23 protein-coding genes are annotated in these 24,587 nt (G+C 59.7%); 16 read left to right on the forward strand and 7 right to left on the reverse strand.

Annotation, left to right across the window (positions count from 1 at the left end):
- Window position 1: 1 nt before the first annotated feature.
- Window positions 2-1,378, reverse strand: a complete 1,377-nt coding sequence (gene hglS / locus BMX75_RS02140; protein WP_092824837.1) for a 2-oxoadipate dioxygenase/decarboxylase HglS — start codon at window positions 1,376-1,378, stop codon at window positions 2-4.
- Window positions 1,379-1,564: 186 nt separating this feature from the next.
- Here hglS and BMX75_RS02145 point away from each other — a divergent pair, with 186 nt between their 5' ends.
- Both BMX75_RS02145 and BMX75_RS02150 read left to right on the forward strand, forming a co-directional pair.
- Window positions 1,565-2,419, forward strand: a complete 855-nt coding sequence (locus BMX75_RS02145) for a DUF72 domain-containing protein (protein ID WP_092824838.1) — start codon at window positions 1,565-1,567, stop codon at window positions 2,417-2,419.
- 162 nt (window positions 2,420-2,581) lie between these two features.
- Window positions 2,582-3,925 carry a sodium-dependent transporter gene (locus BMX75_RS02150; RefSeq protein WP_092824840.1) on the forward strand — a complete coding sequence of 448 codons (1,344 nt, stop codon included), beginning with the start codon at window positions 2,582-2,584 and terminating at the stop codon, window positions 3,923-3,925.
- A gap of 110 nt (window positions 3,926-4,035) precedes the next feature.
- On the opposite strand, the gene BMX75_RS02155 is transcribed toward BMX75_RS02150, so the two are convergent.
- Window positions 4,036-4,254: a PA3496 family putative envelope integrity protein gene (locus BMX75_RS02155; protein WP_092824842.1), complete on the reverse strand. Its 219-nt coding sequence runs from the start codon at window positions 4,252-4,254 to the stop codon at window positions 4,036-4,038.
- A gap of 213 nt (window positions 4,255-4,467) precedes the next feature.
- Between BMX75_RS02155 and hexR the strand changes: the two genes are divergently transcribed.
- The 4 genes from hexR to BMX75_RS02175 all read left to right on the forward strand — a co-directional run bounded on the left by hexR (window position 4,468) and on the right by BMX75_RS02175 (window position 9,502).
- Complete coding sequence (gene hexR, locus BMX75_RS02160; protein WP_066316464.1) at window positions 4,468-5,322, forward strand: transcriptional regulator HexR; 855 nt, start codon at window positions 4,468-4,470, stop codon at window positions 5,320-5,322.
- Between the two features lie 237 nt (window positions 5,323-5,559).
- Window positions 5,560-7,758, forward strand: coding sequence for a DNA helicase II (uvrD, locus tag BMX75_RS02165; RefSeq protein WP_092824844.1), 2,199 nt, complete (start codon window positions 5,560-5,562; stop codon window positions 7,756-7,758).
- 63 nt (window positions 7,759-7,821) lie between these two features.
- Entirely contained in the window at window positions 7,822-8,301 is a 480-nt protein-coding gene (locus BMX75_RS02170) for a phosphate-starvation-inducible PsiE family protein (RefSeq protein ID WP_092824846.1), read from the forward strand.
- Window positions 8,302-8,407: 106 nt separating this feature from the next.
- Complete coding sequence (locus tag BMX75_RS02175; protein WP_092824848.1) at window positions 8,408-9,502, forward strand: TRAP transporter substrate-binding protein; 1,095 nt, start codon at window positions 8,408-8,410, stop codon at window positions 9,500-9,502.
- Window positions 9,503-9,597: 95 nt separating this feature from the next.
- On the opposite strand, the gene BMX75_RS02180 is transcribed toward BMX75_RS02175, so the two are convergent.
- Window positions 9,598-10,011: an acyl-CoA thioesterase gene (locus BMX75_RS02180; protein WP_092824850.1), complete on the reverse strand. Its 414-nt coding sequence runs from the start codon at window positions 10,009-10,011 to the stop codon at window positions 9,598-9,600.
- 133 nt (window positions 10,012-10,144) lie between these two features.
- On the opposite strand from BMX75_RS02180, the gene BMX75_RS02185 reads away from it, so the two are divergent.
- From BMX75_RS02185 to cysZ, 6 genes are all read left to right on the forward strand, one after another.
- Window positions 10,145-11,074 carry a PstS family phosphate ABC transporter substrate-binding protein gene (locus tag BMX75_RS02185; protein ID WP_092824852.1) on the forward strand — a complete coding sequence of 310 codons (930 nt, stop codon included), beginning with the start codon at window positions 10,145-10,147 and terminating at the stop codon, window positions 11,072-11,074.
- Window positions 11,075-11,175: 101 nt separating this feature from the next.
- The gene (locus BMX75_RS02190) at window positions 11,176-12,288 is read left to right on the forward strand and encodes an ABC transporter permease subunit (RefSeq protein WP_092824854.1); all 1,113 of its coding nucleotides are present in this window, start codon (window positions 11,176-11,178) and stop codon (window positions 12,286-12,288) included.
- The gene (pstA, locus tag BMX75_RS02195) at window positions 12,285-13,682 is read left to right on the forward strand and encodes a phosphate ABC transporter permease PstA (protein ID WP_092824856.1); all 1,398 of its coding nucleotides are present in this window, start codon (window positions 12,285-12,287) and stop codon (window positions 13,680-13,682) included. Before BMX75_RS02190 ends, pstA begins: the two co-directional genes overlap by 4 nt.
- Window positions 13,676-14,491, forward strand: a complete 816-nt coding sequence (gene pstB, locus BMX75_RS02200) for a phosphate ABC transporter ATP-binding protein PstB (protein ID WP_092824858.1) — start codon at window positions 13,676-13,678, stop codon at window positions 14,489-14,491. Before pstA ends, pstB begins: the two co-directional genes overlap by 7 nt.
- 28 nt (window positions 14,492-14,519) lie before the next feature.
- On the forward strand, window positions 14,520-15,248 hold the full coding sequence (gene phoU / locus BMX75_RS02205; protein WP_092824860.1) for a phosphate signaling complex protein PhoU: 729 nt from the start codon (window positions 14,520-14,522) through the stop codon (window positions 15,246-15,248).
- An 82-nt stretch (window positions 15,249-15,330) separates the two neighbouring features.
- Window positions 15,331-16,065 (forward strand): sulfate transporter CysZ, encoded by a 735-nt coding sequence (cysZ, locus tag BMX75_RS02210; protein ID WP_092824862.1) that lies wholly within the window; start codon window positions 15,331-15,333, stop codon window positions 16,063-16,065.
- Between the two features lie 523 nt (window positions 16,066-16,588).
- Here cysZ and phoR read toward each other — a convergent pair.
- From phoR to BMX75_RS02230, 4 genes are all read right to left on the reverse strand, one after another.
- Window positions 16,589-17,911 (reverse strand): phosphate regulon sensor histidine kinase PhoR, encoded by a 1,323-nt coding sequence (gene phoR / locus BMX75_RS02215; RefSeq protein WP_092824864.1) that lies wholly within the window; start codon window positions 17,909-17,911, stop codon window positions 16,589-16,591.
- A 2-nt stretch (window positions 17,912-17,913) separates the two neighbouring features.
- Window positions 17,914-18,603 carry a phosphate regulon transcriptional regulator PhoB gene (gene phoB / locus BMX75_RS02220; protein ID WP_066316481.1) on the reverse strand — a complete coding sequence of 230 codons (690 nt, stop codon included), beginning with the start codon at window positions 18,601-18,603 and terminating at the stop codon, window positions 17,914-17,916.
- Between the two features lie 96 nt (window positions 18,604-18,699).
- Window positions 18,700-19,590 carry a 4-hydroxybenzoate octaprenyltransferase gene (ubiA, locus tag BMX75_RS02225; RefSeq protein WP_092825092.1) on the reverse strand — a complete coding sequence of 297 codons (891 nt, stop codon included), beginning with the start codon at window positions 19,588-19,590 and terminating at the stop codon, window positions 18,700-18,702.
- 35 nt (window positions 19,591-19,625) lie between these two features.
- Window positions 19,626-20,201, reverse strand: coding sequence for a chorismate--pyruvate lyase family protein (locus BMX75_RS02230; RefSeq protein WP_245748319.1), 576 nt, complete (start codon window positions 20,199-20,201; stop codon window positions 19,626-19,628).
- A gap of 84 nt (window positions 20,202-20,285) precedes the next feature.
- Here BMX75_RS02230 and BMX75_RS02235 point away from each other — a divergent pair, with 84 nt between their 5' ends.
- The 4 genes from BMX75_RS02235 to yccS all read left to right on the forward strand — a co-directional run bounded on the left by BMX75_RS02235 (window position 20,286) and on the right by yccS (window position 24,581).
- On the forward strand, window positions 20,286-21,455 hold the full coding sequence (locus tag BMX75_RS02235; protein WP_092824868.1) for an NAD(P)/FAD-dependent oxidoreductase: 1,170 nt from the start codon (window positions 20,286-20,288) through the stop codon (window positions 21,453-21,455).
- A gap of 69 nt (window positions 21,456-21,524) precedes the next feature.
- Window positions 21,525-21,836 (forward strand): HU family DNA-binding protein, encoded by a 312-nt coding sequence (locus BMX75_RS02240; protein ID WP_172822115.1) that lies wholly within the window; start codon window positions 21,525-21,527, stop codon window positions 21,834-21,836.
- On the forward strand, window positions 21,836-22,192 hold the full coding sequence (locus BMX75_RS02245) for a hypothetical protein (protein WP_092824870.1): 357 nt from the start codon (window positions 21,836-21,838) through the stop codon (window positions 22,190-22,192). The genes BMX75_RS02240 and BMX75_RS02245 overlap by 1 nt, the downstream gene beginning before the upstream one ends.
- A 202-nt stretch (window positions 22,193-22,394) precedes the next feature.
- Window positions 22,395-24,581, forward strand: a complete 2,187-nt coding sequence (gene yccS, locus BMX75_RS02250; RefSeq protein WP_092824872.1) for a YccS family putative transporter — start codon at window positions 22,395-22,397, stop codon at window positions 24,579-24,581.
- Window positions 24,582-24,587: the final 6 nt, after the last annotated feature.

A 24,587-nucleotide genomic window follows, 5' to 3' on the forward strand; every position in this document is an offset into this window, starting at 1 on the left:
TTCACTCCGACAAACTGTCGCGCGCTGACTGCAATTGCGCAAGCGCCTGTTCTAGCGATGCCTGCTGGCGCTCGGCGTAGAGAGCGACTTCATCGATCACCGGTACGCCCAGCGCCTGCTCGAACTGCTGCTGATTGGCCCCGCGCGCATAGCCGTCATGGCCTTTGTCGCCCAGGTTCGACTGGAAAATACCCGCCGCGCTGACCGGCAGAAAATCCTCATAAATCATCGGTGTGACCGTCAGCGCGCCTTGTGCCATTAACCGTTCCACGTCATCGTCATCGACCGGTTCTTCCACTTGCGCACCGGGTACCGCGTGGTAGTGGAAAAACGCCAACCCGTCGCGACGCAGCGTCTCTTCGTCATCCGGAAAGGCCTCAAACGCCGCTGCCAAGCGGGCCTGGTGAGCGGCGTTATCCGCCTCCGCTGCCTGTTTCGCCTCGCCAAGCAAGCGGTCGTACAACGCGCGTCCAGCGTGGGTTAGCGCGATACCACGCTGCTCGATTTCACCAAAGCGTGCGGTGTGATGCCCCTGGGCGGCATCGGCAAACGAAATCGGCTCTTCCAGGGCCTTGAAGCTGGTTTGGCGCAGCAGAATAGGGCAACGACGGCGCGGCGGCCCTTCGATGATCGCCTTGGGGTCAATACCCACCTGTGGCATACGCCGCTGCACCTCGTCGATATCCAGGGTACGCGGCGTCAGGTGGTTGATATGCGGGCCCTTGAAGCACACTACGTCCGCAATCAGCCGATGCTCCTGCTGCAAGCGCTGATAGGTCGCCAGGTCGACCGTGGCCTGTTCGTGCCAGCGAAACGTTTCCAATGCTTGATGGACAAACTGCTCAGCCTGTTCAGCGGTTAGCCCACCCTGGCGTTCAAAACGCTCTATCAGGGCTTCCGCCTGCGGGGTGACAATACGGCGTGCATCGAGAATCTCGCTGGCCTGCTGGCGCAGCTCGGGATCGTCGATCAGTTCCAGGCGCAGCAGGGAGGTGAACACGCGGAAGGGGTTACGCGACAGCGCGGCATCGTCGACCGGGCGAAACGCCGTGGAATGGACCGGCACACCGGCTGCGGCCAAGTCATAGTAACCCACGGGCTGCATGCCCATCACCGCGAACATGCGGCGAAGTAGCGAAAGCTCATTGGCAGTGCCAACGCGAATCGCCCCGTGACGCTCCACGCCGAGGCGCGCCAGGGCATTATCGGCGGCGAGCGTCTCGCGCAGCGTCGGCGACGCCGCCAGCACCTCTTCATTCACCGCCGCGACCAGCGACAGCAGGGCACTGTATTGGGGGACTTCCTGCTGGTACATGGCCGACATGGCCTTGGAAAATTGGTCGCGAATATCGTCGCTGCTGACGTGCGCTGCGCTCATCGTGCGCTCCTTGATCATAAAGCCTGGGTAGATAGTAACGCGCCTGTTACGCCGACAATTGCATATTTTCTTCCCATAGCTTCATCAAAATGCCATCCGTGCTTGTCCAGCCCCAACAAGCGTTGGCAGCGTCACTTGTCCGACTGTTACATTAAGCGCCATCTTTCTCGAGACTGACTCAATACCATGACGTGCCCGCTCTATATCGGCTTGCCCATGTGGTCCAACCAGGATTGGTCGGGCACGCTTTATCCGCGTTACGCCAAAACCGACCTGCTCAGCGATTATGCGGCGGTGTTTTCCAGCGTCGAAGGCAATACCACCTTTTACAGCGGCACACCCAAGCCGGAGACGATCGCGGGCTGGGCACGCCAGGCGCCCGCAAACTTTCGTTTTTGCTTTAAGCTTCCCGCCAGCGTTACCCACGATCAGCGCTTAACGCGCCTGGAAGAGGCCTGGGGCTTTCTAGACGCCCTTGCCCCGCTTCACGATCGCTTAGGCCCTACCATGGTTCAGTTGCCCCGCGATTTTGGCCCCGATGAATTACCCCAGTTGGAAGCGCTGCTCGCCGCCTGGCCTGCGCATCTAGCCTGTGCCGTGGAAGTGCGTCACCCTGATTTTTTCCACAAGGGCGCCGCCGAGAAAGCCCTTAACCGATTGTTGATAACTTATCGGGCGAACCGTGTGATGCTCGACGTGCGTCCGCTGTTTTCGACCCCGGCAAACGATCACCCTGGCCTGGCCCACGCCCAGCAGGAAAAGCCGAAACTCCCGTTACACGTGCTTTCAACAGCGAATCACCCTGTGATTCGCTTTATTGGCCATGTTGACAAAGCCATCAATGTTGGCTACTTCGATGCTTGGAAATCCCGCCTTGCCCTGTGGATAAATCAGGGGAAAACCCCTTTCTTATTTGTGCATACCGCGGATAATCGCGAGTCCCCGACACTCGCTCGTCAGCTCTATAACGACCTTCAGGAGACGACGCCACTGCCACCGCTTGGCCCCTTTGCCCATGAAAAGCAGAGCCAACTGTTTTGACCTGGCTTTTTAGCGGTGCTGACTGGCATGCACGGCACTGATCGGATAAATTGCGCATACTTTTGAAAACGACACCGGCAATTTTCTGTCAGTGGCTTTTTCGAATAACGGTGCAACGCGCCGACAACGACTTATTACAATCAATTTTTCAACAGGTGATGTATGGCAAAACTTGCACATGCGCAGTGGTCATCCAAGATGGCCTTTGTGCTGGCCGCCGCAGGCTCGGCGGTTGGCCTGGGCAATATTTGGCGCTTCTCTTATTTGGTGGGCGAAAGCGGTGGCGCAGCCTTCGTACTGGTCTATCTTGCCTGCGTGGCATTGGTGGGCGTGCCCATCTTGCTTTCCGAGTGGATGATCGGTCGACGCGGGCAGAAAAACCCTATCGACAGCATGAAAGAACTGGCCAGCCAAAGCGGCAAGTCCAAGGGTTGGGCGCTGGTCGGTATCAGCGGCGTCCTCGCCGGTTTCCTGATCCTGTCGTTCTACAGCGTGATTGGTGGCTGGTCGCTCAACTACACGCTGAGCTCGGTCATGGGCACCTTCAGCGGCCAGGATGCCGACAGCATAGGCGCGATCTTTAACGGCATGCTGGCCAACCCCGGCACGCTGCTGCTGTGGCACAGCGCCTTCATGCTGCTGGTCATCGGCATTGTGGCCCGCGGCGTGACCAAGGGGCTGGAGAGTGCCGTGCGCTCACTGATGCCTGCCCTGATCATCTTGATGCTGATCCTCGTGGGTTACGGCATGACCACCGGCCACTTCGGTGAAACGCTGGCCTTCATGTTCAGCCCTGACTGGAGTGCGCTGAATGGCGGCGTGGTGCTGGCCGCCATGGGTCAGGCGTTCTTCACGCTTTCACTGGGCATGGGCATCATGATGGCCTACGGCTCGTACCTGGGCGAAGACGTCAACCTGCTGAGCACGGCACGCACGGTCATCATCATTGATACCGCCATCGCGTTGCTGGCCGGTTTGGCAATTTTCCCCATCGTATTTGCCAACGGCCTGAGCGCTGGCGAAGGGCCGGGACTTATCTTCGTCACCCTGCCGATCGCGTTTGGCAACATGACCGGCGGCGTCATTCTGGGGCTGATGTTCTTCCTGCTGCTGACCTTTGCCGCGCTGACCTCGGCCATTTCGTTGCTCGAACCCACCGTCGAGATGCTTGAAGAGCGCACCTCGCTGTCACGGGTTCCGGCGACCTTGGTCAGCGGCATTGTCATATGGCTGTTGGGTATCGCGGCGCTGCTGTCGTTCAACCTGTGGTCAGATGTATTGTTCTTCGGGCTGAACATCTTCGACTTGCTGGATACCTTCACCGCGAAGATTCTGCTGCCGCTCACCGGCCTTGGCGCCGTTGTGTTTGTCGCATGGTGCCTGGATCGCAAGAGCGTCGAGCAGGAACTGGCACTGTCCGGTACAGGGCTCAGCGTATGGAACATCGTCGCGCGCTTTATCGCACCGATTGGCGTTATCGTGGTGTTCCTGGCGGGTATTCTTTAAATCGGCTCAGCTTGGCACTGCGCTTTGCAGAGCCAAGCGCCTATGAGGATGCTTTAAACGGCGAGGCCTCACGTCAGGCATCGCCGTTGGGCACCTTTCTCAGTGCCGTATCAGTGCAGTTCGCTCTCTTGCCGTTCGTCTTCGTCCGGCAAGGGGGCAATATCCCGCGACAGCGCTTGAAACTCCCGATGCAGCTCGATCCCCCGCCGTGCGCGTAGGTTGCGCTGCGCGGCACTCCGCCGACGCTGGGCGTGTTCGTCCACTTCCATGCTCATGAAAATATCGAGCAGTTCGCTCTTGACCGAGGTGATGCGTTCGACATTACGCATGATCGACGTTCCTCCAGGTGAATATGCCTACGTCCACCTGCATCCGTGACGACTGTTAGATGATGCAGTGCGGCACTTCAGTTTTTACTATAACCTACTTGACAAAATGATGACCACTTAGAAAAAAGAGTCGTCTAACGCCACCCCAACGGTGGCTGCATGCTTTGCTTGCCCATATAGTGAGCTACTCGGCTTTATTTTAAGGAGCTAAACGTGAGTCGCGCCCTGTTCGATGAAATGAGACGCCGCATGGAGCACTTTCGCCGCTCCGAGCAGAAAGTGGCGCGGTTTGTACTGCGCAATCCCGAGGAAGTGATCCATATGCGGATCGTCGACCTTGCCACCGAGGCAAAGGTCAGCGAACCCACGGTAGTGCGCTTCTGCCGTGCCCTGGGCTGCAATGGCTTCCAGGACTTTAAACTCCAGCTCGCCCAGATGCTGGCCACCGGCAGCCAGTTTGCCCAGTTCTCGATGAACGATAGCGATTCCGTCGCCGAGTTCTCCCACAGCATTTTCGATTCGACGGTGGGCACCCTGCTGTCGGTACGGGACCGCCTGGATAACGATGCCCTGGGCCGCGCGGTCAATGCCCTGGCGATGGCCAACCGCGTCGAGTTTTACGGTTTCGGCGCCTCAGGGGCGGTGGCCTTCGACGCCCAGCACAAGTTTTTCCGCCTGCAGATTTCCACCTCGGCCTATGCCGACCCTCATATGCAGAACATGTCGGCGGTGACGCTCAAGGAAGGCGATGTGGTGGTCGCCATTTCGCAAACCGGGCGCACCAAGGCGCTGGTGGCAAGCGTACGCCTGGCCAGGGAAGCGGGGGCGACGGTGATTGGCCTGTGCCCCAGCGACTCACCGCTGGCGGAAGAGGTCACGCTGCCGCTGTATATTGACGTGCACGAAGACACCGAAATCTACACGCCGATGAGCTCGCGTATCGCCCACCTGGTCCTGGTCGACGTGCTCGCGGTGGGCGTGGCCAAGACCCGCGGCCCCAAACTCGCCGAGCAGCTCAAGTCGGTGAAGAAGAGCCTTAACTCGCTGCGTTTCCCGGAAGACTCCTAACCCATGTCCGAGGGCAGGTTGAAGCGAGGGTTTTTCGCCATGGCCGGAAAATATTCCCGACATTTCCGGCATCCATGGCGGTCAGATGGCGAAAGTAGCGCCCAGGGATGGGTTCACAGCGCCCTCGCGGAGACCTGCCCTCGGCACTGAGTCGTGCAAATGCCATGCCTGTATACACAGCCAGTTCATTGGCTGTGCTAAACTGACGGCCCATTTTTCGACCCGGCAGCGGCTTATATGGACGACGTCACGGCGATACTCGATCAGCTTAACTCCGACCAGCGCGAAGCGGTCAGCGCCCCTCAAGGTAATCTGTTGGTACTGGCGGGCGCGGGCTCGGGCAAAACCCGCGTGCTGGTGCACCGTATCGCCTGGCTGATGCAGGCCGAGGGCCTGTCGCCCTACGCGCTGCTGGCCGTGACCTTTACCAACAAGGCCGCACGCGAGATGCGTACCCGGCTGGAAGCGCTGCTGGGGTTGTCGTTGCGCCACGTATGGGTGGGCACCTTCCACTCGATTTCCCACCGCCTGCTGCGCACCCACTGGCAGGACGCGCGGCTGCCGCAACACTTCCAGATCATCGATGCCGACGACCAGCTCCGCCTGGTAAAACGCCTGCTGAAAGACTATGCCATCGACGACGAACGGTTTCCGCCGCGCCAGGTACAGCATTTCATTTCCGGCTGTAAGGAAGAAGGCCTGCGCCCGCATCAGGTCAATGTGGACGGCGATGGCTATCTGGGCCAGATGGTCGAACTCTACGAACGTTACCAGCTGACCTGCGAACGCGGCGGGCTGGTCGATTTCGGCGAGTTACTGCTCAGAAGCCTGGAACTGCTGCGCGACAACCCCGCCCTGCTGGCCCATTACCGCGAGCGCTTCGGCCACCTGCTGGTCGACGAGTTTCAGGACACCAATACGCTCCAGTATGCCTGGCTGAAACTGCTCACCGGCATGCAGACGCCGATGACCGTGGTCGGCGACGACGACCAGTCGATCTACGGCTGGCGCGGGGCCAAGGTCGAAAACATCCGCCGCTTCGAGCAGGAGTTCCCCGAGACCCGGACGGTCCGCCTTGAGCAGAACTACCGCTCCACCAGCGCGATTCTCGATGCCGCCAACGCCTTGATCAGTCATAACAGCCAGCGCATGGGCAAACAGCTGTGGACCGACGGCGTCGAAGGCGACCCCATCTCCGTCTACGCCGGTTTTAACGACCTCGAAGAAGCGCGTTTTATCGTCGACACCATCAAGGAAAAAGTCGACGAAGGCCTCAACCGGCGCGATATGGCGATTCTCTACCGTTCCAATGCCCAGTCACGGCTGCTGGAAGAGACGCTGATACGCCAGGGCATGCCCTATCGTATCTACGGCGGGCACCGTTTCTACGAACGCCTGGAAATCAAGAATGCCCTGGCCTATCTGCGCCTGTTACTCAATCGCGATGACGATGCGTCCCTTGAACGGGTGATCAACGTGCCCACCCGCGGCATTGGTACCCGCACGGTGGAAATCGTCCGCCTGCGCGCCCGGGAAAATAACATCCCGCTATGGCAGGCGCTGCACGACGCGATCAACGACGGCACGCTGAAAGGCCGCGCGGGCAACGCGGTGCAGGCGTTTGCCAACCTGATCGAGCAGCTGGATAACGACGCCGCCGGGCTGCCACTGCACGACATCATTGACCACGTGACCGCCAAAACGGGTCTGATCGAACATCATAAAAGCGAACGCGGCGAAAAAGGCCAGGCACGGGTCGAAAACCTCGAAGAGCTGGTCAACGCCGCCCGGGCCTTCACCCACGGTGATGCCTTCGAGACCCCGGAAGCCGGTGAGGGCATGGCAGCGCTGGAAGCGTTTTTATCCGAAGCGGCACTCAACGCCGGTGACCACGAGGCCGAGGAGTTTGAAGACAGCGTGCAATTGATGACGCTGCACTCGGCGAAGGGCCTGGAATTCCCCGTGGTATTTATTGCGGGTGTCGAGGAAGGGCTGTTCCCGCACAAGATGTCGCTGGAAGAGCCGGGCAGACTCGAGGAAGAGCGTCGGCTGTGTTATGTGGGCGTGACCCGCGCGATGCAGAAGCTTTACCTCACCCACGCCGAAACCCGCCGTCTGCATGGCAAGGAGGTGTTTCCGCGCCCGTCGCGCTTTCTGCGCGAACTGCCCCCGCACCTGCTCGAGGAAGTGCGCCTGCGCGGGCATGTTTCCCGTCCGGTCACTGCCTCACGCACCTCCTTTGCCCAGCAAAGCGTCGAGGGCAGCGACGACCTGCCCAGCCTGCATGTTGGCCAGGGGGTAGAACACCCGGTCTTCGGTGAAGGCATCATCCTTAATGCGGAAGGCGAAGGTGCCCGCGCCCGTGTCCAGGTCAGCTTTGAAGGCGAGGGCGTTAAATGGCTGGTGCTGGGCTTTGCCAAGCTGACGCCGCTTTAAACGACTCGTGACGCACCCCTTTCGTATCTTGGCTTGCGCCCCTACTGCCCCAAAGAGAGCCTTATGAAACAACGCTTACAACGCCTATTTCCCGAAGTTTGCAACGGCTGGTCGGAATTGAGCGGCTACCACCGTTTCGAACGCATCATCTCGCTGATACTGACCCTGGCCATCGGCGGGGCCGTGCTGGTCGCCATGTACTATCTGGTGATTCACGTGGTGCAACTGTTATTCATTCAAAGCCGTGACCCCTTTGACTATCGCGTGTTTCAGGCGCTATTCGACATGATCCTTACTGTGCTGATTGCCATGGAATTCAACAATTCCATCGTGCGCACAATGACCAGTGGCAAAGGCTTTATCCATGTCGAGATCGTGGTGCTGATTGCCATCATGGCGCTGGTGCGCAAGTTCATGGTGCTGGATATGGAAACCATCGACCCCTGGCAGATCGGCGCCCTGGCCGCCGCAGTGCTGGCCCTTGGGGGCTGCTACTGGCTGGTGCGGCATGCCAACCGCATGAAAGATGCCAGCGAGGATTGATCAGAAAACTTGCAGGCAAAATTCGCCTTAACGCATACTTGCGGGCGGACACGGCGCCCGTGCGCCCCATAAAAATAGCGACATTACGTTTGGAGTCTTGCTCATCATGCAACGCCGTCACTTTCTCAAAACCGCCAGCCTTGGCGTCGCCGGGGCCGCTGCGGCCCCTTTCGTATCCACATCCCAGGCGCGCGCCGACGACACCTACCACTGGGACATGGTCACCTCCTGGCCGAAAAACTTTCCTGCCCTGGGCACCGGCGCCAACGATTTTGCACGCCGCGTCGAGCAACTTTCCAACGGCCGCATGACCATTACCGTCCACGGCGCGGGTGAGTTGGTACCGGCACTCGAGGTCTTCGATGCGGTGGCGGCGGGCACTGCGGAAATGGGCCACTCGGCGTCATATTACTGGCGCGGAAAGGTCGCCGCTTCGCAGTTTTTCACTGCCGTGCCCTTCGGCATGACCACCACCGAAATGAACGCCTGGCTTTATCACGGTGACGGCCAGGCACTGTGGGATGAGCTCTACGCCGAGCACAACCTGAAGCCTTTTGCCGTCGGCAATACCGGACCGCAGATGGCGGGCTGGTTCAAGAAAGAGATCAACTCGCTGGACGATATGCAGGGCCTCAAGCTGCGCTTGCCGGGACTCGCCGGCGAAGCCATGAACGGCATCGGGGTGAGCACCGTCAACATGCCAGGCTCGGAGATCTTTACCTCGCTGCAAACCGGCGTATTGGATGCCGCCGACTGGGTCGGCCCCTATAACGACCTGGCCTTCGGCCTGCATCAGGTGGCGGACTATTACTACACCTCAGTGTGGAACGAGCCTTCGGCTGTGCTCGAGGGCACCATCAACCTCGACGCCTGGAACGCGCTGCCCGACGACCTAAAAGCCGTCGTCACCGAAGCCGCCCGCGCCTCGAACCTGGCCATGTACAGTGAGTTCGCCTTCCGCAACGCTCAGGCACTCGAAGCCCTGGTGGACGAACACGATGTACAGTTGCGCACCTTCCCCGAAGACGTCATGGCGGCGCTCTATGAAAGCTCTCAGGCTGCTATCCAGCGTCAGGTGGAAGACGATGAAGCATCACGCCGGGTGTATGAATCCTATTCGGCGTTCCAGAAAATCGTCCGCCCGTTCAGCGATATCGGTGAATACGCGTACCTGAAAAGTCGCGATAATGTAGGCGCCTAGGCGTTTACGCAACGCACAGGCCTGCAGAAAGGACGCTTATTCAAGCGTCCTTTTTTAGGACCGTTGCTTTCAGGACGATTGCAGGCAACCTCTGTTCAGTCATGCACCGCGCGGATGCGGCCGTTGTCGTCCAGTGCCACCATGACAAAGCGAGCCTCGGTGACCTTTTGGCGCTCGTCCGGATGCTGTTCGTGGAGGGCGCGAACCCAAACTTCCACATCGATCTTCATGGAACTATGCCCCACCTCTTGAAGCTGGGTGTAGAAGCTCACCATTGACCCGACCCGCACCGGGCTTAAAAAATCCATTGCTTCGATGGCCACGGTGGCGGTTCGCCCGCCGGCTTCACGACCAGCGGCCAGCTCGGCTGCCTGGTCCATCTGGTTGACCAGCCAACCGCCGGAAATATCGCCGTAAACGTTGGTATCCTGACGCGAGGCCAATAGCTTGAGGGTCAGTTGTCCTTGAGGAGCAGGCGCATCGTCCAAATCAGTATCCAGGAGTGTCATGTGTCGGTCGCTTTGTCGGTTTATTATTGTGAAAATCAGATGGCCGTCTGAGGCGCACCTTGCTGCATTGCAATACGTCGATAGTTAATCACAAGAGAGCACTCGATTGAATAGTAACGGTTTCGCTGTTCGCATGAAATATCGCGCGGTACTGGGCTTAGCCTGGCTGCTTTTCAGCGTCCCGCTTGTCGGCTTGGCTCAGCCACAGGGGCCTTCGGCAAGCGGCACCCTGGGCGCTGTCGGCTCGGATACCATGGCCGGGCTGATGCTGCGCTGGGGCGAAGCGCTGACCACTCAATATCCGCAAATCAATGTGCAATTTCAAGCCAGCGGCTCTGCCAGCGCTCCACCGGCCTTGCTCGCAGGCACCACGCGCATCGGCCCCATGTCTCGGCGCATGACCCAGGCAGAGCGTGATGCCTTTATCGAACGTTACGGCTACCCACCGCTGGAGCTGCGCGTCGCCCGTGATGCGCTTATCGTGATTGTACATCGCCACAACCCATTGGCGGCGATCTCGCTTGAGGACGTAGATGCGGTGTTCTCTACCACCCGGGCCTGCGGAAGCCCGCACTCGATTACCCGCTGGGAAACCCTGACCCAGGACGATACAGCGCCAAGAGGGCGTATCGCCTTGCATGGGCGTAACATCACCTCAGGCACCTATGGCCTGTTTCGTCAACGGGTCCTCTGCGACGGTGAATTCCGGCCTGATATCAGCGAGTACATGGGCGCGTCGGCGGTCGTCGCGGCCGTAGGGGAGTCCTATTCAGCCATGGGCTATTCCGGTTATAACCATTTGACGCCATCAATAAAGGCACTTGCCCTGACGACTCCAGAGGGTAACGCCGTACCACCCAGCGAAACCGCCATTCAAAGTGGCGACTACCCGCTTTCACGCTACCTGTATGTCTACGTCAACCTGCCACCAGGTAAATCGTTACCCTCCCCCGAGCAGGCGTTTCTGGATCTCATCCTGTCCGCTGAGGGTCAGCTGATTACCCGGGCGTCGGGTTTCGTTCCGCTGCCTCTGGACGACTTGGAGGCTCAGCGTCCATGGTAAACAGGCCCTGTCATTTAACTGTCATAATGGTCACGTAACGTAAGGAGATCGCATGCAACCCCTAACGCTGATCCTACCGCTGCCTTGCCCATGATAGCCACATGACCCGCGCTCGGCTCTTTCCCCAGCCGCTTCGCCACTTACAGGACCGCATCGCCACCGGCATCATCACTGCCGGAGGCATTGGCGTGCTGCTGGCCATATTGGGTATCGGGGTATTCTTGGTCTGGGAAGCCGCTCCCTTGTTGCTGCACAGCGGCACGGACTCGCTTGCCATGCTTTCGCCGTTGGCGTGGGGGACGCTGAAAGCCGCCCTGATGGCGCTACTGTTTGCGCTGCCGCTGGCACTTGGGGCAGCGGCCTATACGGCGTTTTTCATGTCGGCCCGACTGCGCAGCCGCATCAAACCGACACTGGAAATGATGGAAGCCATCCCTGGGGTGGTCATCGGCTTTATCGCCGGTATGCTGCTCGCCCCCTGGGTCGAGCGCCACCTGGCCAGCACCCTGATGGTCATCGTCTGGCTGCCGCTCAGCGCCGGGCTCGCTGGCCTGGTCTGGCACCTGGCGAGTCGCCGCTGGCAGCGACGCCTGCCGCTTTCGTGGGCAGCGCTATGGCTGATTCCGTGGCTCATGGCCATGTTCATCCTTGCCCTGTGGTTAACACCGCTGGTAGAGCAAACCTTTTGGGATGGCGATCTTCGCCAGTATCTTCATGTCGCATTCGGCCTCGACTATGTCACCCGTAATGCGCTGATTGTCGGCCTGGCCATGGGCTTCGCCGTGATCCCAAGCGTCTACTCCCTGGCCGAGGACGCCCTCAACGAGGTGCCCCGCCCGCTGATGGAAGGTGCTCAGGCCCTGGGCGCCAGCCGTTGGCAGGCGGTGGTTAAAGTGGCGCTCGCTGCTGCCGGGCCGGGGCTGTTTTCCGCCGTCATGATCGGCGCGGGCCGCGCGGTGGGGGAAACCATGATCGTGCTGATGGCCAGCAGCAATGCAGCGCTGCTCAGCGCCAGCCCCTTCGAAGGCATGCGTACCATGGCGGCGGCTATCGCCATCGAACTGCCCGAAGCCACCGCAGGGGGCACTACCTATCGCATGCTGGTGCTGGCAGCGCTGCTGCTGTTTCTGTTCACCTTCCTGGTCAATACCCTGGCTGAGCTGGTGCGCCAAAGGCTACGCCGTCGCTACCAGCACCTGGGGAATACGTCATGAAGTGGCTGAAAAGCGCCATGCAACAGGGCATCTGGCCATGGCTCTGCGCGGGCTGTGTGGCCCTCTCATTGCTAATGCTGGGTGCCTTGCTGGCGTTACTGCTGACACGCGGCCTGGGCCATTTCTGGCCGTCGGCATTGGACGAAGTCACCCTGCAAAATGGCGATGTGGTGGCGGGCGAGGCGGTCCGCGACTTGCCGCTTCCCAACCGGGCAGGTAGCGAGCGCCTCTACTTTACGGGCAATCGCGATGTCGACGACGCCCGCTGGCGCTGGGTCCCTGTCGACACTATCAAACAGCAGACACGACCCGCGGAATTGCTACGCCTGAAACGGCGTACCTGGGGCGACTTTATTGGCTACCTGGAAGCGGTTGAGGTGGGCGGTGAGCGTTTCAGCGGCCATGATGCATGGGAGCAGGTACAACAAGCGCTGCCGCTACCAGCGCCTCAGCGCGCTCGCTTTCAGCTCATCTTGCGCACGCCCCAGGGCGATACACTGCGCCAGCCACTTTCCACCGTGCTCCGCATTGAAGCGCCCAATGCCATGCACGTCGGCCAGAAGTTGAAGGCATGGGGGAGCGACGTCTGGCAGTTTTTAAGTCAGGGGCCGCGTGCTGCGAACACCGACGGCGGTGTATGGCCGGCGATTTTCGGCACCATGCTGATGGTGATTTTGATGTCGGTGATTGTCACGCCCTTTGGCGTGCTGGCCGCCATCTATCTCAACGAGATTGCCCACCAGGGGCCTCTCACCCGCCTGGTACGCATTGGCGTGCGCAACCTCGCGGGGGTGCCGTCGATTGTCTACGGCGTCTTCGGCCTGGGGGTCTTTGTTTATGGCATCGGCGGTTCGCTGGATGCGTGGTTCTTTGACGACGCGCTGCCGTCCCCCACCTTTGGTACCGGTGGCCTGTTATGGGCATCGTTAACCCTCGCCCTGTTGACGCTGCCGGTGGTGATTGTCGCCACCGAAGAGGGGCTGGCGCGCATTCCCGACGCCCAGCGTGAGGGGGCGGTGGCCCTCGGCGCCACACGGTTTGAAATGTTGAAGCGCATTGTACTGCCCATGGCCACTCCCGCCATGTTGACCGGCGTCATTTTGGCTGTGGCGCGAGCGGCCGGTGAAGTTGCGCCCCTGATGCTGGTGGGTGTCGCCAGGCTCGCGCCACAAATGCCCCTCGACGGTGAATTTCCCTACTTACACCTGGAACGCAAGTTTATGCATCTTGGCTATCACCTGTTTGACACCGCCTTTCACGGCGAGGATGTCCAGGCAGCGATCCCGTTGGTCTATGCCACGGCCCTGTTATTGGTGCTGATTGTATTGGTGCTTAACCTAACTGCCATATTATTGCGTCATCATCTACGTCGTCAGCGAGGAAGCGAATGCTAGCATCTCGACACGTCGATCAGGCCACGCAGGCCCCCGTGACGCATTTTCCAGCGGATCAGTGCTGTCTGGAGATTGACCAGTTCAGCCTGGCCTACGCAGGGAAACCGGCTTTGCAACGGCTAACGCTGCAGGTCCCGCGCCACCGGGTCACGGCCTTTATCGGCCCTTCCGGGTGTGGCAAATCGACTTTTTTGAGAGCGATCAATCGCTTGCATGACCTTAATGAGTCGGTCAGCCACAGCGGTGAGATCAGCCTTGAAGGACATAATATTCATGCGCCGGAAATGAACGTCACAGAGCTGCGTCGTCGGGTGGGCATGGTGTTCCAGACCCCTAACCCCTTTCCGATGTCGATCTACGAAAATGTCGCCTTTGGTCTGCGCTTGCAGAAACGGCTCGCCAAGCGCCAACGGGACGACATCATCGAGTGGGCGCTCACTTCGGCAGCCCTGTGGGATGAAGTCAAGGACCGCTTGCATCGCTCTGCCTGGCAGCTGTCAGGCGGGCAACAGCAGCGCCTGGTCATCGCGCGGACGCTGGCGGTGCAGCCCGACGTGCTGCTGCTTGACGAGCCGGCATCGGCGCTTGACCCGATTTCAACCCTCAAGATCGAAGAGTTGATTCGAAATCTGAAATCTCAGCTAACGTTAGTGTTGGTGACTCACAATATGCAGCAGGCGGCCCGGGTGTCTGATTACACGGCCTTCCTGCAACAGGGTGAGCTTGTAGAGTACGGACCCACCGACCACGTTTTCACTAATCCTCGTCTACAACGAACCGAAAACTATATAACCGGCCGTATGGCTTAGGTTGACGCAACCCCGTTAGGAGGGCTCCATGGACATTACCAGCGATACTCACAGCCAGCATATCTCGCGCCAATTCAATCACGAGTTGGAAGAACTCAAGACCCACCTGATGGCCATGGGCGGCATGGTGGAAAAACAGGTCCAGGACGCCGTCTTCGCGCTCCTGGAAAGTGACTCACGGCTGGCCGAGAAAGTCCGCGACAACGACCGTCAGGTCAATGACCTGCAGCTGCAGATTGATGACGAGTGCACGCGTATTCTCGCGCGTCGTCAGCCGGCCGCTTCGGATTTGCGCCTGGTGCTCGCCGTCATCCGTGCTACCTCTGACCTGGAGCGGATCGGCGATGAAGCCAGCAAGATTGCCCGCAATGCACTCAGCCTGAGCGAGAGCAGCAACACCATTCGCGGGCTGGTGGAAGTGCGCCATATCAGCGAGCACGTGCGTAAAATGTTGCGCGATTCGCTGACCGCCTTTGCCCGCTTCGACACCGAACTGGCCATGCAGGTCGTGCGTGAGGATGAGTTTGTCGATAGTGAATACGGCAGCGCCATGCGTTCCTTGATGACCTTCATGATGGAAGATTCGCGCTCGATCACCTCGGTACTCAGCATCATGTGGGTGCTGCGCGCACTGGAGCGGGTAGGCGACCACGCCAATAACCTGGCCGAGCACGTCGTCTACCTCGTCAAGGGGCTGGATATCCGCCATACCGATCCTGAGACACTGGACCAGCAGGCAGCACCGAAAAAGTCTTGACCTGCCCCCTGATTCCTCATGCAATACGCCCTGGCTGCACGGCAGCCAGGGCGTTGTCATTATCGAGGAGTCACACTTTTTCATGCTGGATGCATTCACTGCCATCAGCCGAGGCACGCGTTGTGTCTATAAGCCTGGGCTAAGGCGTTATGTCTTTTTACCCATCCTGGTCAATCTGCTGGTCTACGTCAGCATGTTCAGCTTTGTGATAAACCGCTTTGAGGGCTGGTTGGCGCATTGGATGAGCATGGTGCCCAGTTGGCTGGACTGGCTGTCGTGGCTTATCTGGCCCCTTTTCGTGCTTAGCCTGTTGGTCGTGGTGTTTTTTACCTTCACGCTGGTGACCAGCTTGATTGCAGCCCCCTTTTACGGCTTCTTGGCCGCTAAAGTTGAAGTTCAGGTCACCGGGCGTGAACCTCTGGATGATCGGGGGCTGGTCAAAACGACCATTGATGCGCTGGGCCGCGAAATGGTCAAGCTGGGTTATATCCTGCCCCGTGCGGCACTGCTGTTCGTGATTGGCTGGATTCCAGGGCTTAACCTGTTGGCACCCCTGCTATGGGCGCTGTTTTCGGCCTGGGTGATGGCCATCACCTATCTGGATTACCCGATGGATAACAACAAGGTAGCGTTTCGCGATATGCGCGGTCGCTTATCGGCTCGCTGGTGGCAAAGCTTAAGCTACGGCGGCCTGGTTACGCTGATGACGTGGATCCCGCTGGCCAACCTGTTCCTGATTCCCGGTGCCGTGGCCGGGGCAGTGCTGATGTGGGACGACCACTATCGCCATGCCCAGTCGGTGACCAAGCGTTCTTGAAGTATGCATAAGGCCAGTACACAGAGGCTGAAAGTAAGGAAAGCTGACGTTGTTGAAAGGCTGGCAAAAACAAGACCCCGCCTTGGCGGGGTCTTCGACAGTGATCATTTTAGGCGGTGGTGCTTACCAGCTTCCAATCCTTTTGCGGGACTCCAACCGTGGACGTTACCCTGACTGGCAGTATGACCGCCTTCTAGACTCATCCAATGAATCTTGAATCATCCCTGCTAATGCAGAACATCCTTGCCCTGCACTGGGCTACTGTCTAAGCGTAGTTACTTTTCTTCGTTTCGTAAAGAAAAGTATCAACAGTTTTCTGCATCTTACAGTGACAGATACTGTCTTACCCAATAAAGAGCAGCCTCTATGCCAGCCATTCAAATAATGGATTATTCATCAATAATAACAAAGAGTTAAATACTTCTATCCAGACCGCTTGATCGCCAAGGAGTGTCATTTGGATACGCTGGACATGTGCCGTAATGACACATGTGACGCCAATGCCCAGCAGCGCAGCCGCGCACTATGTAACCGTGGGGACGCTACGCGGCGGCGTGGCCGATGTGCTCAGGCGGGTCGCGGGGAAAACACAGCGGAAACGGGCACCTTCGCCCGGATGCGAGTCGATTTGCAACTGGGCGTCGTGGCGAAGCAATACATGTTTGACGATGGCAAGCCCAAGCCCGGTGCCCCCGGTGGCGGTGCTGCGGCCTTTATCGACGCGATAAAAGCGCTCGGTAAGACGCGGAATATGCACGGGATCAATCCCCTCGCCGTCGTCGCACACTTCGATACAGGCACCTTGCCCGAACGCTTTCCAGCGCAGCGTAATCTCGCTGCCAGCGGGCGTATAACGTACCGCATTGAACGCCAGGTTAGAAATGGCACTGCGGATTTCCTGCTCGCTGCCGACCAACTGCGCGGGGTAGTCGCCTTCAATGGTGAGCGTGTGCTGATGCTCGGAAAGCGCCAGCGCATCGGCCCCTACACTGTTTAACAGGGACGTCACGTCCATGGGCTGATGATCCTGTCCGCCCTGATCGATTTCCAGCCGCGACAGCAGCAACAGGTCGTTGACCAGGTTTTGCATGCGCTGTGTCTGGGCCTGCATCTGCCCGATGCTGCGTCCCAAACGGGGGGGAAGCTGATCAGCCATCTCGCCATAGGTTTCGAGGTAGCCCGACAATACGGTTAACGGTGTGCGCAGCTCATGGGAGACGTTGGCCACAAAGTCGCGACGCATCTGCTCTAGCTGATGCAGCCGCGTAATATCACGCGCCATGACCAGGCGCTCGTCGTCACCGTAAAGGGTGATCTGGTACTGCAGGATGCGGCGCTCATCGATCGGCGACGTGAGCGTCAGCGGCTCACTGTAGTCGCGGGCGTTGAAATAGCTGATGAACCGCGGGTCGCGAAGCAGATTGGTAATATGTTGGCCGCGGTCATGGGCGGTTTGCAGCCCCAACATATTGCTGGCGGCACTGTTCCACCATTCCAGGTCGCCGTGGCGGTCGAGCATCACCACGCTATCGCGCATGGCTTCCGAGGATTCCTGAATGCGGGCAAGCGTCGAGCGGAGACGGCTCTGGGTAATGCGTTGGCTTTTTTGATAACGGTACAGACGATCAAACAGTTCGCCCCACAGGCCCCTTGCGGCGGGCGGTTCGTCCTGCGGGCGCTGCGTCAGCCAACGGTAGGCCGCGCGCAATTGTCGCAAATGGTAGACCAGACACATCGCGAAGCCACCGGCCAGCCCCAGACCCGGCAGGCCAAGCAACCAGCCCAGACAGGTGCCGAGTGCCGCCCAACCTAGCAAACGCCACAGTTCACGGCTCCACAAACGCACGGTTAAGCTCGAGCGGAGAAGCGGTAGCCGGTACCGCGAACCGTTTGAATCAAGTTCTGATGCGCGTCACCCAGGGCTTTGCGTAGCCGACGAATATGCACATCCACAGTGCGCTCTTCCACGTACACATTACCTCCCCACACCTGGTCAAGTAACTGGCTGCGTGTGTAGGCCCTTTCCTGATGGGTCATGAAGAATTGTAACAGCCGGTATTCGGTCGGCCCCATATCCAGGTCTTTACCGTTGGCACTGACCCGGTGGCCCACCGGGTCAAGCAGCAGCCCATTAATTTCGATGGGATCTTCCACACCACGCGGTGTTGCACGGCGCAGCACCGCCTTGAGGCGTGCCACGAGTTCACGGGGCGAAAACGGCTTGGTGATGTAATCATCGGCTCCCGCCTCGAGGCCCTGTATCTTATTGTCTTCTTCGCCCTTGGCGGTGAGCATGATGATCGGCAGTTCGGCGGTGGTCTCCTCGCGCTTGAGGCGCCGGGCCAGCTCGATGCCGCTGGTGCCGGGCATCATCCAGTCGAGCAACAGCAGGTCAGGCTGATGATCAACGACCATGGCGTGGGCATCCTGAGCGTTGTCCGCTTCAAGAACACGGTAGTCGGCCATTTCCAGCGCCACCGCGATCATCTCGCGAATGGATGCTTCATCATCGACGATCAAGACGGTCTTGGCGGTCATTCCAGAGCCTCACGGTGTCCGATAGAAAGTAATCCAGTGACAGGTACATGACGATCACACCATGACTTGATGACAATTCTATGACACTTGCAGAGATTAGCCAGCCGCTGGCCACCAACTCAGCGCAATCCCGGCGAACACCAGCAGCCCCGACCAGTGGTTATTCAGAAACGCCTGAAAACAGGGATCCCGTTCACGGTGACGGATCAAGCGCTGCTGGTGGACGAAGGTCGCCGCCATCCCCGCCAGGCCGAGCCAGAAAAAACCGCCCAGCCCGATGCGCGCGCCCACCCAGGCCAGCAGTGCCAGCGTGGCCAGTTGAAGCAGCCCAATCACCAGCCGGTCGGCATTACCCAGCAGCACGGCCGTCGATTTAATGCCGATCTTTATATCGTCGTCGCGATCGACCATGGCGTACTGGGTATCGTAGGCGACGGTCCACAGCACATTGGCCAGGAACAGCAACCACGCCTCTACCGGCACGTACCCCAGGACCGCACCGAACGCCATGGGGATCGCCCAGGAAAATGCCGCTCCCAGCACCACCTGGGGAAAATGCGTGTAGCGCTTCATGAACGGGTAGATGAAGGCCAGCACCACGCCGCCCACCGACAGCAGCACGGTAAACCAGTTGGTCAACAGCACCAGCATGAAGGCCGCCGTCACCAGCCCGATAAACAGCAGCTGCGCCTCGGTCTCACTGATCCGCCCGGTGGCCAGGGGGCGGTGCCGGGTGCGTTTGACGTGACCGTCGACATGGCGGTCGGCGTAATCATTGACCACGCAGCCCGCCGCGCGCATGACGTAGACACCGGCGATAAAAATCAACAGCACATTGCGACCGGGTACGCCCTCAGCAGCCACCCATAAGGCCCATAACGTTGGCCACATCAGCAGCCAGGTGCCAATCGGCCGGTCCAGCCGCATCAGCTGTATGAAGTCTGCCAGCCGACTCAACCCGGTTGGCCGCAATAAAGAACGATCCATGCTTACCTCACCCATCCAAGAGACGCTGCCTTAGCCTAGCGCGAAGGCAGCACAAGATCATCCGTCATGGTCGATAAAAAGTATTCCTGCACCAGCAGCGATAACCCGCCATTCTTACCGCCGTTCTGAAATACCGAGCGGCGCCCCCACAGGCTGCTAATACGATCATCGCCAGGGAAAGCAAAACCAGGCGCATGGCGCGTGGCATACAGCGGGCTACGCACCAGGTCCGGCTGGCGAAACAACCAGCTGCCCAATGAGCGCTCCCCCAGGCGTTCCAGGCACTGGCCCCTGAGCGCCTTGAGGGGAGCCACCGAGCGCGCCACGACCCATGGTGTTTCGTCCACGCACAGGGCGACCTCGCGGAGCCACGCATAGCGCCGGGCTGGCATACCCAGCGCCAGGGCCTCATGCGGCCGGGGAAAGCCGACACCCTGGCGCAACAAACGCACGCGAAAAGGCCGCTCGCCCCCTGCGGAGACAATACGCGCCGTTAGTGAGTCCGTGGAGGCAACCCATTGCCACCACGGCGCGCTCATCGCCGGACGCAGCGCGCTAATGGGACGCCAACATGGCAGATCAGGGGCGGTTCCAACACAGTGACGCGACACCAGAGCCTCCAGGCAATTAAACGATCACCTAGTGTAACATGTGGGCTTTACAGGCTTTTGTCCCACTGACCACTGGATACCCGGATGCCCTCATCACACGCTGAGCTCGTTATTGTTGGCACTGGCATGGCGGGCGTTGGTCTTGCCCGTGCGCTGCGCCGCAAAGGCGATACACGCACCCTGCACTTGATCAGCGCCGATAGCGGCGATGACTATACCAAACCGCTGCTGTCCACCGGCTTCGCCAAGCGCCTGCCGCCCGAAAAGCTCGCACAGCGCAACGCCACGGCGCTTGCCGAATCGCTTGACGCTCGAGTGCTCCCCCATACCCCCGTCCGCCAGATTGACGTGGCGAACCGCTCGCTGCGGCTGGAAGATGGCCAAGCGCTTGGCTACGACCGCCTGGTGCTGGCCACCGGCGCCGAACCGCGGGTGCCCATGGCGATACCCGACCCCGTCAAAGCGCATTGCTTTACCGTCAACGACCTTGACGACTATCGCCGTTTTCATCATGCCCTGGGAACAACGCCCGCGCGCGTGGCGGTGATCGGCGCAGGCCTGGTCGGCTGCGAGTTTGCCAACGATCTGCACGCGGGCGGTCATGACGTCACCATTATCGCCCCCGATGCCACACCACTTTCCCGCTTGTTGCCTGCCCCCCTGGGCCGCGCGCTCGGCGAGGCGTTTGTGGACGCAGGCATCCATCTTGCCCTGGGCAGAACCATCCAGACCATGGCCCTTGATGATGCCCCCGGCGTCACGCTGACGCTGGATAACGACGACGCGCTCAACGTCGATGTGATATTGATGGCGACGGGGTTGACCCCGCGTACCGAACTGGCCGAGGCAGCGGGGCTCACGGTTTCCGCCAGCGGTATCCTGGTGGACCGGCAACTGCGCACCTCTCACCCGGATATCGACGCCCTGGGCGACGTTGCCTGTGTTGATGGCGTCAACGCCATGTACGTCCAGCCGCTGCAAGCCAGCGCCCAGGCGCTGGCCGCCACCCTGTCCGGCACACCCACGGCGGTGCGCTTTGGGGCATGGCCGGTGATCGTCAAAACGCCCCTGTTACCGGTGGTTGCTTACCCACCTGTCCAGCCACCCGAACGCTGGCGGATCGAAGGCGAAGGCGGTGACATGACGGCAATCGCTGAAGATAGAGACGAACGTTTGATTGGATTTGCATTGACAGGCAGCTGCGTGAAAAGGAAAGTGGAGCTTTCCAGAGCAGCCCCTACGCTGCTAGGCTAAATTTCGCGGCGCTGGCGGCCCGGCTGAAATGACGGCCAGGCCTGCAGTGTCCTGACCAACAACACGACAGTGTATCTTGCACGATCATTAAACAAAGGGAGTTTCCTTATGCGTAAACCTGAACTTGCCGCGGCCATTGCAGAAAACGCCGACCTGTCCAAAGACAAAGCGGGCCAAGTCCTCAACGTGATCCTTGATGAAATTACCAACAGCGTTTCCAAAGGCGAAGACGTTGCCCTGATTGGTTTTGGCACTTTTACCGTCCGTGAGCGTGCCGCGCGTACCGGCAAAAACCCGCAGACCGGTGCGCCGCTGCAGATCCCGGCCAGCAAAAATGTCGCCTTCAAGCCCGGCAAAGCGCTAAAGGACGCCGTTTCCTGATGAAGCTCAAGCTGACGCTGTGGCTGTTGGGCTTTCTGCTCAAACGTGCCCTGCGCCGCAAGCCGCGCTTTCGTGAACAATTGGAACGCATGCGCGGCCTTGACTGGGGCATTGCTACGGAAGATCTAAGTATTGCCCGCCACTACCGGATGACGCCTACCCGAATTACTTCTGGTAAAGGGTTGCCGGTCGATCTGGACCTTGAACTGCGCTTTCGCGACGACGAGGCCGCTTTACGCATCCTCAAGAAGCCCACGCAGCAAGCCTTCCTCGACGGCATGGTCAACGGCGAGGTCCGCCTGGTAGGTGACTCCGCCGATATGAACAAGCTGCAGAAACTGCTCAAGTATTTGTAGTTTGCGGCCCCGACGGCACTGTTAACGCTCGAGGGGCCAGTCACGTCATCCTGTCCGAATACCACCAGTGACTCTCCCACCCCACTGCTACGTTACACCCTCGCCGATAACTGATGGATCAGCGTTGCAGACAGGCGCTACCCAAACCCTCTATACTATGGTCACGACTAAAGTCTAATAAAAGCGACCACCAAGAGACCCTATGCCCATCGCATTACCGCTGCGCCGCCTCTGGACGCTGGATAAGTTCGCCTACAGCCTACGCGTCTTTATCGCCTTCAGCGGTGCGCTACTGCTGAGCGCGCTGCTGGGCGATGTGGCGCTGGTCATCCCACTGTTTCTGGGTATTATCGCCAGCGCCCTGTCGGAAACCGATGACAGCTGGGAGGGTCGCTTTCAGGCGCTACTGGTGACGCTTGCCTGCTTTGCGTCGGCATCGTTCATCGTGCAGTGGCTGTTCCCCTGGCCGTGGCTGTTTGCCCTGGGGCTGGCGGTGTCGACCTTTACCCTGATCATGCTCGGGGCCATTGGTCAACGCTATGCTACCATCGCCTCCGGTACGCTGATTCTGTCGATCTATTCGATGATCAACATTGAACAGCACGGCGGGGTGGATGAAGACGTCGCCTACCGTCAATTGCTGCTGCTGGGGGGTGCCGCCTGGTACGGCGTCATTTCGGTCATCTGGTGCGCGCTTTTTTCGCGCCAGCCGGTCAAGCAGAGCATGGCGCGGGTATACAAGGCGCTGGGTGAATTTCTGATCTTGAAGTCGGCCCTGTTCGAGCCGGTCCGGGGCGTGGATGTCGAAGCCCGCCGCGTGGCGCTGGCACGCCAGAACGGCAAGGTCGTCACCGCACTTAATCAGGCCAAGGAAATGATCTTTCGTCGCCTGGAAGGCCAGCGGGGTGACCAGAAGCTCAACCGGTATCTACGCATCTACTTTATCGCCCAGGATATCCACGAGCGGGCAAGCTCCACTCACTACCCGTATGGCGCCCTGACCGAGGCGTTTTTTCACCATGACGTGCTGTTTCGCTGCCAGCGGCTTCTCGATCAACAGGGTCGTGCCTGCCGTCAGCTAGCCAAGTCGCTGCTGCTCAACCGCCCGTTCGGCCACGAACAGAGCGAGCAGGCCCTGGCCGATCTACGCGCCTCGATTGATAACCTTGACGACCGGGAAAAACCCGAGTGGCGCCCGCTCATGCGCCCGCTCAACGCACTGGCCGACAACCTGACCACCCTGGAAGCGCAGATTGCCAGTGCGCATAACCCTGACGCCAACGACGAACGCCGCGATAGCGCCCTGTTTGATCGCTCGCCTTCCAGCTTGCGCGAAGCCTGGAAACGGGTAAGGCTTAATTTGCACCTGGGCTCACCCACCTTTCGCCATGCCGTCAGGCTGAGCACGGCACTCGTCGTAGGCTATGGGCTCCTGCATTGGCTCGATCCGGAACAGGGATTCTGGATACTGTTAACCACACTCTTTGTTTGCCGACCCAACTTTGCCACCACGCGTCGGTTTCTCTCTCAACGGATCATGGGCACGGTGTTGGGATTGATCGTCGGTTGGGCATCCATCAGCCTGTTCCCCAACCCGCTGGTGCAAAGCATGATCGCCGTGGCCGCCGGGGTATCGTTCTTCGCCAACCGCGAAAAGCACTACGTGATCGCCACCGCCTCGATTACCCTACTGGTGCTGTGCAGTTTCAATCAGGTGGGCGATGGCTTCGATCTTATCTGGCCACGCCTGTTCGATACGCTGATTGGCGCCCTGATCGCGGGCCTGGCGGTATTCTTCATTTTGCCCGATTGGCAAGGTCGGCGGCTGAATCGCGAGGCCGCGCATGTGCTGACCAACCATCGCCGCTACCTGGAAGAAATCATTCACCAGTACGAAGAAGGCAAGCAGGACGATTTAGCGTATCGCCTGGCACGGCGCAATGCGCATAACGCCGATGCGGCGTTGTCCACGCTGCTCACCAATATGCTTCACGAGCCGGGGCACTACCGTAAGCAGGATGCCGACAACGGGCTGCGCTTTCTAGTGCTCTCCAACACCCTGCTGAGCCACCTTTCGGCACTCGGTGCCCATCGCCACCAGCTAGCCGACGACGAGGACGACAGCGCGTCTGTGCCCGCCGCCAAGCGCATGTGCGAACTGCTCGACCAGCTCGCCGAGCAGCTTCAAAACCGCCAGCCGATCACCCCGCTGTCGGCCCAGGCGGAGGCACTGATCGCGCAGCTCGATGACCAAGACCCAGCCAAAGAGGAAAACGCCGTCACGCGTTACCGGCCCATCCAGAGCCAGCTACGCCTGATTGCGAACCAGTTGGCACCGCTGAGCGAGGCGGCGAGTCGTCTGATTACCACGCCGGATCCAGCGACCTAGCGTTGG

The sequence above is a fragment of the Vreelandella subterranea genome (genome assembly GCF_900111305.1).
Taxonomy (GTDB): domain Bacteria; phylum Pseudomonadota; class Gammaproteobacteria; order Pseudomonadales; family Halomonadaceae; genus Vreelandella; species Vreelandella subterranea.

Bases quoted from the DNA above. Each gene is read 5' to 3' on its own strand.
- hglS (WP_092824837.1), bottom strand. From the start codon at position 1,378: ATGAGCGCAGCGCACGTCAGCAGCGACGATATTCGCGACCAATTTTCC.
- BMX75_RS02145 (WP_092824838.1), top strand. From the start codon at position 1,565: ATGACGTGCCCGCTCTATATCGGCTTGCCCATGTGGTCCAACCAGGAT.
- BMX75_RS02150 (WP_092824840.1), top strand. From the start codon at position 2,582: ATGGCAAAACTTGCACATGCGCAGTGGTCATCCAAGATGGCCTTTGTG.
- BMX75_RS02155 (WP_092824842.1), bottom strand. From the start codon at position 4,254: ATGCGTAATGTCGAACGCATCACCTCGGTCAAGAGCGAACTGCTCGAT.
- uvrD (WP_092824844.1), top strand. From the start codon at position 5,560: ATGGACGACGTCACGGCGATACTCGATCAGCTTAACTCCGACCAGCGC.
- BMX75_RS02170 (WP_092824846.1), top strand. From the start codon at position 7,822: ATGAAACAACGCTTACAACGCCTATTTCCCGAAGTTTGCAACGGCTGG.
- BMX75_RS02175 (WP_092824848.1), top strand. From the start codon at position 8,408: ATGCAACGCCGTCACTTTCTCAAAACCGCCAGCCTTGGCGTCGCCGGG.
- BMX75_RS02180 (WP_092824850.1), bottom strand. From the start codon at position 10,011: ATGACACTCCTGGATACTGATTTGGACGATGCGCCTGCTCCTCAAGGA.
- BMX75_RS02185 (WP_092824852.1), top strand. From the start codon at position 10,145: ATGAAATATCGCGCGGTACTGGGCTTAGCCTGGCTGCTTTTCAGCGTC.
- BMX75_RS02190 (WP_092824854.1), top strand. From the start codon at position 11,176: ATGACCCGCGCTCGGCTCTTTCCCCAGCCGCTTCGCCACTTACAGGAC.
- pstA (WP_092824856.1), top strand. From the start codon at position 12,285: ATGAAGTGGCTGAAAAGCGCCATGCAACAGGGCATCTGGCCATGGCTC.
- pstB (WP_092824858.1), top strand. From the start codon at position 13,676: ATGCTAGCATCTCGACACGTCGATCAGGCCACGCAGGCCCCCGTGACG.
- phoU (WP_092824860.1), top strand. From the start codon at position 14,520: ATGGACATTACCAGCGATACTCACAGCCAGCATATCTCGCGCCAATTC.
- cysZ (WP_092824862.1), top strand. From the start codon at position 15,331: ATGCTGGATGCATTCACTGCCATCAGCCGAGGCACGCGTTGTGTCTAT.
- phoB (WP_066316481.1), bottom strand. From the start codon at position 18,603: ATGACCGCCAAGACCGTCTTGATCGTCGATGATGAAGCATCCATTCGC.
- ubiA (WP_092825092.1), bottom strand. From the start codon at position 19,590: ATGGATCGTTCTTTATTGCGGCCAACCGGGTTGAGTCGGCTGGCAGAC.
- BMX75_RS02235 (WP_092824868.1), top strand. From the start codon at position 20,286: ATGCCCTCATCACACGCTGAGCTCGTTATTGTTGGCACTGGCATGGCG.
- BMX75_RS02245 (WP_092824870.1), top strand. From the start codon at position 21,836: ATGAAGCTCAAGCTGACGCTGTGGCTGTTGGGCTTTCTGCTCAAACGT.
- yccS (WP_092824872.1), top strand. From the start codon at position 22,395: ATGCCCATCGCATTACCGCTGCGCCGCCTCTGGACGCTGGATAAGTTC.